Raw genomic sequence first — 14,065 nt, 5'->3', positions numbered from 1 at the left:
AATTTCATCCTAATTTCATTACCATCTGGAAAACTATAGATAGGCGCCACCTGTTATTTTCTGGTGGCAAGTGCAAATTACAAAAATCTAAAATGCTCAGTAACATTGTCAGGTGGGTGATTGACAGACGCTGGTTGGTCGTTTTAGCTACAGTTATAGTTTCACTGTGGACATTTTACGTCATTCCTCAGATGCCGTTGGATGTGTTACCACCGTTTGCACCGCCACAAGTTGAAATTCAAACCGAAGCACCAGGACTGGCGCCGGAAGAAGTAGAGTCTTTAGTAACTTTACCAATTGAGAGCGCAATTAATGGTACACCAGGAGTCACAGCAGTTCGCTCATCCTCGGCGCCGGGAATTTCTGCGGTCAGGGTAATATTTAATTGGGGTACAGAAATTTATACTGCACGTCAGCTAGTTACGGAACGATTACAACAAACTACAAGCAAACTACCACCAGGAGTAGAAACACCCCAAATTTCCCCCACCACTTCACCAGTTGGTTTGGTTGTCCAATACGCTTTTACCATACACAGCACTCGTAGAGACGCGATTAATCGCGTCTCTACAATGGAAATTAGGCGAATTGTTGATTGGCAAGTTACAAATCGTTTGCTAGCTGTTCCAGGTGTAAGTCAGGTATTAGTTTTTGGTGGAGATACTCGGCAATATCAGGTATTAGTTGACCCAGCAAAATTAGCAGCTTTTAATGTTTCGTTAGAGCAAGTTACTAACGCTGCAAAAGCCGCTAATGTTAATGCTCCGGGTGGTTATTTAATTACACCAGATTCAGAAAAATTAATTCGTGGTATTGGACGAATTGAATCTATAGAAGATTTACAAAAATCAACTATCACTTCTCGTAATGGTGTACCTGTTAGACTAGAAGATGTTGCTGTTGTGCAAATTGGAGGCGCCATTAAACGCGGTGATGGCAGTTTCAACGGTAAACCAGCAATTATTTTAATGGTTAACAAACAGCCGCTTGCTGATACTCCTACTGTATCGCGTGCGGTAGAAGCGGCAATGCAAGAAATTAAAGCTGGTTTACCCTCATATATCAAAATAACTACTACATTTCGTCAAGATAGTTATATTGAGTCTTCGGTTCAAAATGTCCGATCATCTTTGATTCAAGGTAGCATTATTGCGGGAGTAATTCTAATTCCTTTTCTCATGAATTGGCGTACTCTGACAGTATGTTTACTAGATTTTTTCTTAACATTACTGTTTGGACTATTAGCGCTTTCATGGTTAGGTATTGGGCTTAATACTATGACTTTAGGTGGTTTAGCAGTAGCAATTGGTACAGCAATAGATGATGCAATTGTTTATGGTGAAAATACTTATAGACGATTACGAGAAAATAAAACTGCTTCTAACCCATTACCACCGTTAGAAATTATTTTTGAAGGTTCTGAAGAAGTACGAGAATCTTTAATTGGCGCCACGATTATCGGGATTATTGTTTTCTCACCAATTTTCACCTTACCAGGTGTGGAAGGACGAATTTTTACACCGATGGGTATTTCTTACTTAGTGGTGGTAGTAATTTCTAGTTTAGAATCACTTCTAGTTTCCCCAGCATTATGTGCAATTTTATTACCCAACATCAAGGTAACAAAGCGAGAACCTTGGTTAGCAAGATTATGTAAGAGGATTTATAGTAACTGTCTAAATTTTTCTTTTCGTAATTCATTATTAATTATTGGTATTGCATTAGCTTTAACTGTGGCTTCGATTGCAATAATTCCTACTTTTGGTAGAGCGTTTTTGCCAGAGTTTCAAGAGCAAACAATGGTAAATACTTTAAGTTTATATCCTGGTGTGTCTTTAGAAGCAACTACAAAAGCTGGTCATGTAGTTGAAGAAGCGTTAAAAAATGACCGTAGATTTAAGTTTATTCAAACACGTTCGGGACGCGCGGCAGGAGATGCAGATGCAGCAGGTGTTAATTTGGCGCATGTGGATATTGAACTAAGCCAAGAAGGAATGAAAAATCGCTCGAAAACTTTAGAAAAACTGCGTCAAGAGTTTAATAAAATACCAGGTGCGGCGCCTAACGTTGGCGGATTTATTTCTCACCGGATGGATGAAGTCTTATCTGGCGTTCGCAGTGCTATAGCGGTAAAGATTTTTGGTTCCGACTTAGCAGAACTTCGCAAAATTGGCGAACAAGTAGAAGCACAAATGAAAACTGTTGATGGAGTTGTTGATTTATTGCTTGAACCTCAAATTCCCGTACCGCAAATTCAAATCAAATTTGATAGAGACGCAGCAAGTCGCTATGGATTTTCAGTTGGAGATATTTCTAGTATTATTGAAACTGCACTCAACGGACAAGTTGTTTCTCAAGTTTTAGAAAATCAACAATCGTTTGACCTAGTAGTGTGGTTGAAACCAGACGCGCGGCAAAATTTAGAAACGATTCGTACTTTATTGATTGACACTCCGAATGGGCAAAAAATTCCTTTAGGAAATGTTGCAAGAATTCAAGACGGTACTGGACCAAATACAATCAATCGTGAAAATGTTTCTCGTTTAATTGTAGTTTCAGCGAATGCTAAAGGTCGAGACTTACGCTCAATAGTCAATGATATCGAAGCTAAAGTAAAACGCAATGTTCAAATTCCGGCAGGGTATTTTATTCAATACGCAGGGCAATTTGAAGCAGAAGAACGTGCTACACAAAATATTCTTGTTTTCAGTATCATCGCGTTTGTTGCTATCACTGTACTCATGTACATGTCAGTTCAATCTATCCCTTCTACCATCATGATTATGATTAACTTACCAATTGGCTTGGTAGGAGGTGTAATTGCAGTAGCTTTAACTGGAGGAGTTATTTCTGTTGCTTCTTTGGTTGGGTTTGTTTCTTTATTTGGGGTAGCAACTCGCAACGGTTTATTACTGGTAGATAATTACAATAGTAAATATGCTGAAGGAATGCCGTTGAAAGATATTATAGTTAAAGGGTCGATGGAAAGATTAAATGCGATTTTGATGACAGCTTTGACTTCCGCTTTGGGTTTGGCGCCGATGGTACTACAAGGTGGCCCAGGACAAGAACTTTTACAACCACTTTCTATAGTTGTTTTTGGTGGGTTGTTTACTTCGACAGCCATAACTTTAGTGGTCTTGCCTGCTTTATATGCAACCTTTGGTAAACATTTGTTTCCAAAGAAAGCAGACGAACCTAAAGAGGAGCAGTTTTTGATGCATATGTAGCTACCTCACCGGAATGCACCTCTAAATAACAACGAAATATTGCAGTACCTTTTACACAATTAACAATTGATAGGAGTAAATTAATGAAATCATTTAAACTAAGCTTTGTAGTTATAGCTAGTGCAGGATTATTTTTTTTAGGCGCCTGCAACAACCAAACTTCAGAGAGCAGCAATACAAATAGTAGTACTACAGAAACTACAGGTAAGACAGAAACCGTAGCAAGTAGCAATAAAAATACTGACCATTCTCAAAGCAGCAAAGGCGGTCAAGTTGTGGAGACTGGAAAATATCACTTAGAGTTAGTCCCTGAAAAAGAATATGGTGCCACTCATTTAGATTTATACGTGCTAAAAGGTGATAAACACGAAACTGTTTCAAACGCAAAAGTTACGGCTGATATTCAGGCGCCGGATGGGAAAATTCAAACTGTTCCACTGACTTATGATGCTAAAGGTAAACATTATGCTGTGAAGTTAGATAAAGGCGCCGCTGGTCAATATCAAGTAAGAATTAATGCGGATATTAGTGGTGATAAAGTAAACGGTCGATTTAATTTTAATCAGTAAATAGTCGAACCAGATTCCCGACAAATGCGCGCGAAGTCGGGAATATGAGTGCTTAAATTAATTTTTTTCAATAATTGGACAAATTGTTTGTTCCGGATTTTCTGTCACCGCTTCCCATCCTGAAAGAAGACTCTCTAACTCTTGCTTAAACATCATAAGTTCTTGAATTTGTTTATTAATCATTAGCACCTTATCTTGCAGTCTAGCTTTGATATGGTCGCAAGGTAAATCACCTTGGTCATGAACTGACAAAAAATCTTTAATTTCTGATAAACTTAACCCAAGACTCTGCGCGCGCTTGATAAAATGTAAGCGAGAAAAAACATCAGAGTCGAACAATCTAAACCCGCCTTCAGTTCTACCCGATGCTTTGAGCAAGCCTAATTCTTCGTAGTAACGGATAGTTTTGATTGGTACACCACTTTCTTTGGCAACGGCGCCTATTTGTTTTGTATTTTCTTGCAATAACATACGCGCACACCTCTACAATAATTTCCTAATCTTAATTTTAAACCCGTGCTGTAGAGACGCGATTAATCGCGTCTCTACACTGGTATAATTTTTGACAAATCATCGGAAAATCCGTTATTATTCGCGCTATTTTGCTTCCACGATACCGCGAAACATATTCATTCCACAGGCAAAGGTGTATTGACCTGGTTGTTGAGGTGTAAACTCAATTGGTGTAACTTGATTTAAACCTAAGTCTTGAGCAATATGAAAGTCGGGAAATACAACTTGTTCTAAGCAGCTACTTTTGTCACGACGCAGGAAGTTTAAACGTACTGGTTTGCCTGCATTAACCACCACTCGACTTGGCTCGTAACCTCCATCTACTGTAATTGTAACTTCTTGAATGCCATCATGAGCTTCTGCGTTTCGTGACTTCGGTTTACTAAACAAAAACCACCATACTTCTAAACCTATTAACCCTAAACCTGAAGCTGTAACTACTCCTTTTACCCATAGCGGTTGTTCAATACGTTGAAATTCACTTGTCTGTGATGTGGCAGAATTATGGGTTTGATGGGGCATTTGGGCTACTGTTCTATTGCTGGCGCCACCAAATAATAATCCTAAAGAAGCAATGCCAATAATTAGCTTTTTAATCAACATCATATATGCCCCCTATGCAATTACTTTGGGTCGGAAGTTACGCAGACGCAATGCATTTGTTAATACTGATACTGAACTGAACGCCATCGCGGCGCCTGCAATAATTGGATTAAGCAACCAGCCAAAAATAGGAAAGAGAATACCAGCAGCAATTGGAATTCCTGCAACGTTGTAAATAAAGGCGAAGAATAAATTTTGGCGAATGTTGCGAATTGTTGCATGGCTAAGTTGAATTGCCGTCACTACACCTTGTAAATCACCAGAGATAAGCGTAATGTCACTAGCAGCAATTGCTACATCTGTTCCTGTACCAATAGCTATACCCACATCAGCTTGAGCTAGTGCAGGTGCATCATTGATACCATCACCCACCATTGCAACAATTTTTCCTTCGCTTTGTAATTTTCTCACAGTCTCTGCTTTTTGGTCGGGTCGAACTTCTGCTAAAACACGGTTGATACCAACTTCTTTGGCAATTGTTTCTGCGGTACGACGATTGTCTCCTGTGAGCATTACTACTTCTAAACCCAATTTTTGCAATGCTTTTACAGCTTGGGTGGAAGTGGGTTTAACTGCATCAGAAATACCCATTAATCCTTCTATTTTGCTGTCTACTGCGATGTATATGGCTGTTTTACCGAGATATTCTAGACGTTCTTTCTCCTTAGACAAAGCTTGAGTTTTTATACCCAATTCTTCCATCCAGCGTTGTGTACCAATTTGTACTAGGTGGTTATTAGCAACACCTTGTACACCACTACCTGTTAAAGACGCAAAATTTTGCGTCTCTACATTATTGTTTACATTTTGGGTTTGGGCGTATCTGACTATTGCTTCGGCTAGTGGGTGTTCTGAGTTGCGTTCGAGTGATGCGGCTAGTTGCAATAATTTTATTTCATTGTTGTTTGCAGTTCCGTTGACGGTTATAAAGTCGGTGACTGTGGGTTTTCCTTGGGTGATGGTTCCGGTTTTATCTAGGACTATTGTTTTGATTTTGTGTGCTAGTTCTAAACTCTCGGCGCCTTTTATTAAAATACCGTTTTCGGCGCCTTTACCCGTTCCTACCATTACTGATGTTGGAGTCGCTAAACCTAATGCACAAGGACAAGCGATAATCAATACTCCTACTGTGGTAATTAAAGCAAGGGTGAGATTACCCATGATATTAAACCAAATCACGAAGGTAAGGAGTGCAATTGCAATTACCGCAGGTACAAACCACCCTGTTACAGAGTCTGCTAATCTTTGGATAGGCGCCCTACTACCTTGAGCCTGTTGAACAAGCTGAACTATTTGGGCGAGAACGGTATCTTTTCCTACTCGTGTTGCTCTAAACTTAAAGCTACCAGTTTTGTTGATGGTGGCGCCAATTACTTCATCACCTGGTTGTTTTTTCACTGCTACACTTTCACCAGTCACCATAGATTCATCAATACTTGATGTGCCATCAACTACTTCACCATCAACAGGAATTTTCTCACCAGGACGAACTAATATTACATCTTCAATTTGCACCTCTTCAATAGGAATATCAATTTCTTGTCCGTTACGAATTAAACGCGCGGTTTTTGCTTGTAAACCAATTAATTTACGGATAGCTTCGCCAGTTTGTTTTTTCGCACGGCTTTCTAAGAGTCTTCCCAATAATATCAAAGCGATGATAACAGAGGAAGCTTCATAATATACATCTGGTCTAAGACCCTGAGAGATAAAAAAACTTGGAAAAAATGTAGGAAATAGCGAATAAATAAATGCCGTACTAGTGCCTAATGCAACAAGAGTATCCATAGTTGCCGCATGGCGTTTAAAAGCCTTCCACGCATTACTATAGAAAGATAAGCCGCACCAAAACTGGATAGGAATTGTTAGCACTAGTTGCAACCAAGGGTTATGTAACCACATAGGGATAAAAGGTACATGCAACCCAGTCATCATTGGTATAGAACCAATAACAATTATCCCACTGAGAATAATTGCAACAGCTACCTTGCGGGTTAGTTCATTAGTTTCTCTTGACAGTCTACGCTTTTCGCTTTCATCCTGTTGTGCTGCCGGGTTTTGCTGTTGCAATGGTACAGCAGAATAACCAGCCTCATCCACAGCTTTTTGAATAACCGTTACATTCGTTTGTTGAGGGTCATATTTCACTGTTGCCAGTTCGGCGCCATAATTCACAATACACTCCGACACACCATTTACAGAACTAATTGCTTCCTCAACACTTCGCGCGCAAGAAGCACAACTCATACCGCGTAGCTTTAAAGCAGCATTCTCCATATCTTCCTCCACTAAAAATCTTGTGGGATAAAAATCTTATAGGATAAAAATCTTGTAGGATAAAAATCTTGTAGGATAAAAATCTTGTAGGATAAAAATCTTGTAGGATAAAAATCTTGTGGGGTGGGCATCCTTGCCCGCCCTTAAATAACAGGTATTACCCAACCGAATAACCAGCAGCAATAACAGCCTCTTTAATTACCACTTCCTCTTCTTGAGTCTCAACATTAACCAACTTCGTCTTCGGGTCAGCTTGCACCGTCGCACTAGGGTCAACAGCTTTTATCGCCTCTGTAATAGTGGCGCCACAAGCAGAACAAGCCATGTTCGGAACTTTTAGTTGAAGTGTCATATAAATCACCCTTTAAATAACTAATTTTATTGTGAATTCTCCCGTCTACTGGAGAGTCAAGGGGTAAATAAAAATTTCATCTTGATTTCATTGTTAAGAGCCAAACTAATAAATATAGTTGTATTTTTTTGATATGCGGGTGTTGCTAGTCGAAGATGAGCCAGATTTAGGAACTGCTATCAAGCGCACTCTCAACCAGCATAAGTACTTGGTTGATTGGGTCATAGATGGTACAGATGCATGGGCATATTTAGAAAATAGCTCGGCAGAGTATACTGTAGCTATTATCGATTGGATGCTTCCAGGTATTAGTGGTTTACAATTGTGTAAAAGACTACGTTTAAAAGGAAATTCTCTACCTATCTTGATGCTAACAGCTAAGGATAGGATGGAAGATAAAATTGCTGGTTTAGATGCAGGCGCCGATGATTACTTAGTAAAACCGTTTGGTATGGGAGAATTACTGGCAAGGTTACGGGCATTGCAGCGTCGCTCTCCCCTATTTCAACCTCCAAAGCTTACTGTTGGTAATTTAACTTTAGATTATGCGAATAATTCAGTTGCTAGTAGTGACGCAACAGCTAATCAACAAGTAATACCTCTGACTAATAAAGAATTTCAAATTCTAGAATATTTAATGAAACATCAAAACCAAATTGTTACTACTGAACAAATTCGCTCGGCAGTATGGGAAGTTAGTGCAGAAGCAGGAAGTAATGTGGTAGCAGCACAAATACGTTTATTGCGTCGTAAACTATTAAATAGTGGCTGCGATAACCCAATTGAAACTTTACACGGTATGGGATATCGGCTTAATTGAGCGCAATGAATCAAAATAGATTGTTCCGACTTACTCGCATTCGTCTAGCTTTATATTATGCCGTTGTCATGGGTTTAATTTTAAGCTTATGTGCCTTCGGTTTTTACTCTTCAGTATTTCATGCTCATGTAGTAGCTTTAGACAATGAAATAGAATCAATCGCTGGAACTATACATGATACTATTGAACCAAAGTTACCAACACCTGGACGTTTAGAACCTGCTGTACAGCAGTTATTTCCAAATTTTAGTATGTGTGTGGGCGCCAACTGTATTCAACAGCAACCAGACACTAAACGTCATGTTGTTGGTGCTTTTGACAAAAGTAATTACTATATTCGTTTTTTTGATATTTCTGGACGTTTAATTGCGACGGCAGGCAACTACCCAGAACTCATATCTACTAATTTTAATAAAAAAACTTGGCAATTTGTTAAAGATAGACAAGGCAATGAATTTCATCAATTAACAATGCATTTACACACTCGATATAATGGTGATTGGGGTTACTTGCAAATTGGGCGAAGTTTAGAAGAATTTAATCATTATCTTGATAGTGTAAAATTAGTTTTAGTATTAGGTTTGCCAATAGCGATGGGTATAATTACTGCTGCTAGCTGGTGGTTATCTGGATTAGCAATGCAGCCTATTTATAAATCCTACAGACAAATTCAACAGTTTACCGCCGATGCCGCACATGAATTACGGACTCCTTTAGCTGCTACGGGCGCCACTGTAGAGTCCGCGCTGTTATCGCCACAATTAGATGAAGAAGAAACGCGCGATATTTTGCAAACTATCCACCGTCAAAATCAGCGACTGACAAATTTAGTTGTTGATTTATTAATGTTAGCACGTTTAGAGAAACAGTCTATTAAAGAACTTAAGCAACATGAAAAAGGCTGTTTAAACGACATAATTAGCGATTTAATAGAAGAATTTCAAGCAATGGCAACTGCCGCAGGAATAACATTAACATCTGTAGACTCCGCGCATCAACCCTTAAATATTATTGGCAATACCGACCAGCTTTATCGTTTGTTTTCTAATTTAATTGTTAATGCAATTCAATACACGCCGACAGGAGGAGATGTAAAAATTTTATTAAATAGAAGTGACTATTATGCTGTAATTAAAGTTCAGGATACAGGTATTGGTATTCCACTTCAGGAACTTCCTCACATTTTTGACCGTTTTTACCGTGTTTCGAGTGACCGTTCTCGCAGCACTGGTGGTTCAGGTTTAGGTTTATCTATTGTTGAAGCTATAGTTAGTGTACATAAAGGAAAGCTAAATGTAGAAAGTGAATTGTGTAAGGGTACCACTTTTACAGTTCAATTACCTTTGGATAATACGAACTTTAAGAACAAAAATTCTATTCCTTTATTCAAAGGTTAATATTACAAGACTCACTACCTCACGGGAATGCAGCATTATCAACAAGCCAAAAGAAACCGGGCTTCTTAATAAAATTTTGCTATAAATCCCTAATTTATCGTAAAGAAGCCCGGTTTCTAAACCTGGTGCATTCCGAGCTGCAACTGCAATGAGGTGCAATATCTTTCGCTACAACTAAACCAGCACCAATAATATTACCCTTGCGAATAGTACCTTAGTATTTTTAGGTTATAATTGATACTTTTTTTCTCGGTGGTATGACCAAGTAAGTACTATTTCTCAGTCAGAGATACAAGTAAATTCATTGCTAAGTGCGGTATGTAAGTAGACATAATATTAATTACATGATATCTTTACACTAAAGGGTTAAGAGCTTATTAAGGCTTCATTATTAATTAGTTATTCAGTGTGATAATAGTTGAAGTATTCAATAAGACATTTATCAATATGAGTTTTAAATTGCATCTGTCCCAAACATCTTACTTACGAAGGAAGACTTTAATGAAGAGGGCAGAAAATAACATTGATGTGGAAAAGTTACTTGCAGAGAGTTTGACCAAAGCAGGTCTGATTGACAAAAAACAATTATGTTCTGTAGTTAAGCAGCAGCAGATAAGCAAAAAAAGTCTCGAAACCATTTTAGTTGAACGAGGCTGGGTTAAACCACAAACAATTACATATTTCAAAGAAAATTTAAAAAATAGCTTCGAGCAACAAACTATTTTAGAGCCTGAAAATATAACTATTAATCTTTCTCCTAAACTTGCTTTCAGAGTTTTTGTAACCATAATATCTTTTCTTGTATCTGCAGGTCTGATTGGAAGCTTAAGTCAGCGGTATCTTCCCGACTTTTTCTTACGTGATGCTTTTGCTATTGCCTTTGATCTTGATGGAGAAATGAACATACCCGCTTTCTACTCAGCATCGGCATTACTCTTTTGCTCAATCATTTTAAGTTTCATAACTTACATTAAAAAGAATAGACATGATTCGTACACTCTTTACTGGGGAGGACTATCATTTATATTTGCTTTCCTGTCTTTCGATGAAATAGCTAGTCTGCATGAACGCATGGTAGGACCAGTACGGACAGCCCTTGGAACTAGTGGCTTTTTATATTTCGCTTGGGTCATTCCCGCAGGCATTGGTGTATTAATCTTTTTACTAGTATTCTTGAAATTTATAACTAATCTGAATGCAAACACCAGAAACTTATTTTTGATAGCTGGTGCAACATTCATTGCTGGTGCAATAGGTTGTGAATTAGTAGGGGGCTATATTGTTAGCGTGTACACGAAACAGTCTATCTTTTATATATTTGAGGTTACTTTAGAAGAGTTGTTAGAACAGTTAGGAGTAGCTATATTTATATACGGACTTTTATCACATATTAGTTTTTATACTAAAGACGCATTTTTGAAAATTCAAATTCCCCATCGAAATAGAACTTACGTTGCATAAACCGAGTTTATAAGATTTTATGCGTAAGTCTTGTATTCACCTGTTTTAATTACAATGTCCACTTGTTTCAAGAGCGTATCTAAAGAATGCGAATTATCTAGTACCACATCTGCGCGCGCGATTTTTTCAGCAAGTGGCATTTGACTCTTAATTCTAGCTTGCGCTTGCTCTAAAGTTAAATTGTTACGTTGTATTAATCGTTCTAGCTGCTGCGACTCTAAACAGCTTACAACCCAAATTTCTGTAGTTAAGTCAGTCATTCCTACTTCAAATAATAATGGAATGACTAAAACTAATATATTACTAGAACATACAATTATTTCTTGATTAAATCTTTCTTTTACATAAGGATGAATTAGACTTTCAACCCAAAGGCGTTCTGATCCATTATTAAATATAATTTCGCCTAATTTTGCACGGTTTAATTCATTGTTCAATAATATATCTTGACCGTAACGTTGTGCGATTTTATTTAATATGAAAGAATTAGCGGCAACTGCTTCGCGTGCGTACATGTCAGCGTCTAATATAGGAAATTTATAAGTTTTTTCTAAATAGTTTGCTACTGTACTCTTTCCTGTCGCGATTCCACCTGTTAGTCCAATTATGCGTTTCATTTAGTTAAAGGTTATGAATTGTAGAGACCGTACATATACGGTCTTTACTCCTGTTACGGAGACACGACATGTTGCGTCTCTACACCCCATTGAATAAGGGCTTGTGTTAATCCGGGTAAGGTGTATTCGACTGCTTCAATGTTTACGTGTCCGATAAGTGTACGACAACTTTTTGATGTTTGTGGACCGATTGAGGCAATACATACACTCTCTAAATAATTCTCGATGGAATTATCGCCGAATACTTGTTTTGCTAGTTCACAGAAATATTGCACTGTTTTGGAGCTAGCAAACGTAATAATGTCTACTGTACCACTTTGGAGTGCAACTTCTGCCGAAGGGGGGATGCTTTTAGGACAGCATGACTGATAAGCACTTACTTCGATGACTTCTGCACCCTTTGCACCCAATTCTTTTACTAAGACTTCACGTCCACCGCTTTCAACACGCGGAAATAAAATCTTTTTATTTGTAAGTTCTTCTGGAAAGTTTTCAATTAATGAGTCTGCAACGAAGTTAGGGGGAATGTAATCCGCACGTAGTCCTCGCGTTTGTAAACATTGAGCCGTTTTTTCTCCAACAACAGCAATTTTTACATTTCTTAATGAACGTGCATCCCCACCAGTAGCAAATAATCTCTCTAAGAAATATTCTACTCCGTTGGTGGAAGTTAAGATTAGCCAATCAAAGCTTGTTATATTAGCTATCGCATTATCTAAGGAATGCCAAGAAGATGGTTGACAAATTTCAAGTGCTGGCATTTCTATAACATTGGCGCCACAGTCAATCAGCATTTGGGCAAATTGACTTGATTGTCCTGCTGCACGTGTTACTAAAATAGTTTTGCCAGCAAGAGGGAGAGTTTGTGTTGGTGGAAGGGGAGAGATGTTGGTAGGCATAAATTGGTGAGTGCTACTTACCTATCGCTTGGTCGGTCTCTACATTGTCTGTTTGAAGATACTTCCTGAGTTGAACTACTTCACCAATTGTAATTACTACTGGTGAGAGTGAAATATTTGCTGTTATTTCGAGAATTGTTTCGAGCGTTCCCGTCCAGATTTGCTGTTGGGGTGTCCCACAATAACGTATCACAGCAATAGGTGTTTTGCGCGACTTCCCATATTTTATAAGCCGATATATTACTTCTGGTAGAGTACTACCACCCATCAGCACAACTAGTGTTTCAATTGCCGCTAATGCCTCCCAGTTCAGTGCATCTGGTTCATGCGCTGTAAAAACTGTAAAACATCTACTCAGTACTGGGTCGGTTAAAGGTATGCCTGCTAAGGTCGGCGCCGCTAGCGCGGAAGAAAGACCTGGTATAACTTCAAACTCGCAATTTGCTGCTTTCAATGCTTCAATTTCAGAAGTACACCGTCCAAATATAAACGGGTCACCAGATTTTAACCGTACTACTTGTTTTCCCTGTTGACAATATTGCACTAACAACTCGTTGATGGAAGCTTGCGCTGTACTCGGCTTTCCTCCACGTTTACCAACATCAAGTTTTAAACAATCTGATGGTACCAACTCTAATAACTCCGCGTCAACAAGGGCATCATAAATTAGTACTTCTGTATGTTGTAAAAGTTTATAAGCTTTTACCGTTAAATATGCCACATCTCCAGGTCCGGCGCCGACAAGATAAACTTTACCCATTTGATATTACCGTAGGGCGGGTTTACAAATATCCGCCTTTACTTAAATTCAGTATATATACTAGTGCTGTTCATAAACTTTTGTCTTATAACTTTGAAATGTGTTCCCTTTATCTCGGCTTAATAAAACTATTAATGTCACGAGTTTAGATCAAACTTGATATTGCTGATTTTTTAAGCGATTTAATTTGCTCCCATTAGATAAGTTTAGTAGCGAATCAATAACTGGCAGGTATATTGGTATGTTGGCACAAATTAAATTTTCTTTACCGTATAAACGTTGCAAAGTATTAGTGAAATATAGTAGTGACAAAAGCTATTATGTTCAGTATTTGAAAGACTTTGAGACAATGATCGTCGAATACTGTTGGTGTCGTGCTAACCAAGTTTTAGAAATTGGTACCGAGGTTGATGGCTATTTATGTCCAAATGATAGTCTTGATAGTTTACCTACTCTTATTGTTGGTGAGTGTAAATCGATTATACCTAGCTTTGTTTAAAAACCCCTGAAACCCGGTTTCTTTAACACTAAACACGACAATCTTAAATTTTTACCAAAAGAAACCGG

General features: G+C 38.3%; 11 protein-coding genes and 1 pseudogene. 6 read left to right on the top strand and 6 right to left on the bottom strand.

The annotated features are described in order from the left end of the window. Positions 1 to 92: 92 nt before the first annotated feature. Together DSM106972_RS37670 and DSM106972_RS37665 are read left to right on the top strand one after the other, a co-directional pair. The gene (locus DSM106972_RS37670) at positions 93 to 3,230 is read left to right on the top strand and encodes an efflux RND transporter permease subunit (RefSeq protein ID WP_127085486.1); all 3,138 of its coding nucleotides are present in this window, start codon (positions 93 to 95) and stop codon (positions 3,228 to 3,230) included. A gap of 83 nt (positions 3,231 to 3,313) precedes the next feature. Further along, complete coding sequence (locus tag DSM106972_RS37665) at positions 3,314 to 3,799, top strand: hypothetical protein (RefSeq protein ID WP_127085485.1); 486 nt, start codon at positions 3,314 to 3,316, stop codon at positions 3,797 to 3,799. A gap of 57 nt (positions 3,800 to 3,856) precedes the next feature. On the opposite strand, the gene DSM106972_RS37660 is transcribed toward DSM106972_RS37665, so the two are convergent. From DSM106972_RS37660 to DSM106972_RS37645, 4 genes are all read right to left on the bottom strand, one after another. Continuing rightward, positions 3,857 to 4,270, bottom strand: a complete 414-nt coding sequence (locus DSM106972_RS37660; protein ID WP_127085484.1) for a heavy metal-responsive transcriptional regulator — start codon at positions 4,268 to 4,270, stop codon at positions 3,857 to 3,859. 126 nt (positions 4,271 to 4,396) lie between these two features. Beyond that, positions 4,397 to 4,915, bottom strand: coding sequence for a cupredoxin domain-containing protein (locus DSM106972_RS37655; protein ID WP_186538450.1), 519 nt, complete (start codon positions 4,913 to 4,915; stop codon positions 4,397 to 4,399). A gap of 12 nt (positions 4,916 to 4,927) precedes the next feature. Further along, positions 4,928 to 7,192, bottom strand: a complete 2,265-nt coding sequence (locus tag DSM106972_RS37650) for a heavy metal translocating P-type ATPase (RefSeq protein WP_127085483.1) — start codon at positions 7,190 to 7,192, stop codon at positions 4,928 to 4,930. A gap of 157 nt (positions 7,193 to 7,349) precedes the next feature. After that, positions 7,350 to 7,544, bottom strand: coding sequence for a heavy-metal-associated domain-containing protein (locus DSM106972_RS37645; RefSeq protein WP_127085482.1), 195 nt, complete (start codon positions 7,542 to 7,544; stop codon positions 7,350 to 7,352). Between the two features lie 133 nt (positions 7,545 to 7,677). Between DSM106972_RS37645 and rppA the strand changes: the two genes are divergently transcribed. The 3 genes from rppA (at position 7,678) to DSM106972_RS37630 (ending at position 11,222) form a co-directional block, all read left to right on the top strand. Beyond that, positions 7,678 to 8,364, top strand: a complete 687-nt coding sequence (rppA, locus tag DSM106972_RS37640) for a two-component system response regulator RppA (RefSeq protein WP_127085481.1) — start codon at positions 7,678 to 7,680, stop codon at positions 8,362 to 8,364. A 5-nt stretch (positions 8,365 to 8,369) separates the two neighbouring features. Then, complete coding sequence (rppB, locus tag DSM106972_RS37635; RefSeq protein WP_127085480.1) at positions 8,370 to 9,761, top strand: two-component system sensor histidine kinase RppB; 1,392 nt, start codon at positions 8,370 to 8,372, stop codon at positions 9,759 to 9,761. A 501-nt stretch (positions 9,762 to 10,262) separates the two neighbouring features. After that, on the top strand, positions 10,263 to 11,222 hold the full coding sequence (locus DSM106972_RS37630; protein WP_127085479.1) for a DUF8692 domain-containing protein: 960 nt from the start codon (positions 10,263 to 10,265) through the stop codon (positions 11,220 to 11,222). A 17-nt stretch (positions 11,223 to 11,239) separates the two neighbouring features. Here DSM106972_RS37630 and coaE read toward each other — a convergent pair whose 3' ends face one another. After that, positions 11,240 to 11,839 (bottom strand): dephospho-CoA kinase, encoded by a 600-nt coding sequence (coaE, locus tag DSM106972_RS37625; protein WP_127085478.1) that lies wholly within the window; start codon positions 11,837 to 11,839, stop codon positions 11,240 to 11,242. Positions 11,840 to 11,892: 53 nt separating this feature from the next. After that, positions 11,893 to 13,498, bottom strand: a pseudogene (gene cobA, locus DSM106972_RS56000) (uroporphyrinogen-III C-methyltransferase). A 241-nt stretch (positions 13,499 to 13,739) separates the two neighbouring features. On the opposite strand from cobA, the gene DSM106972_RS37615 reads away from it, so the two are divergent. Next, positions 13,740 to 13,997 carry a hypothetical protein gene (locus tag DSM106972_RS37615; RefSeq protein WP_127085477.1) on the top strand — a complete coding sequence of 86 codons (258 nt, stop codon included), beginning with the start codon at positions 13,740 to 13,742 and terminating at the stop codon, positions 13,995 to 13,997. The last annotated feature ends 68 nt before the right edge of the window (positions 13,998 to 14,065 follow it).

Origin of the sequence: Dulcicalothrix desertica PCC 7102 (genome assembly GCF_003991905.1) — a bacterium.
Taxonomy (GTDB): Bacteria; Cyanobacteriota; Cyanobacteriia; order Cyanobacteriales; family Nostocaceae; genus Dulcicalothrix; species Dulcicalothrix desertica.
This window is presented reverse-complemented; position numbering and strand designations above follow the sequence as displayed.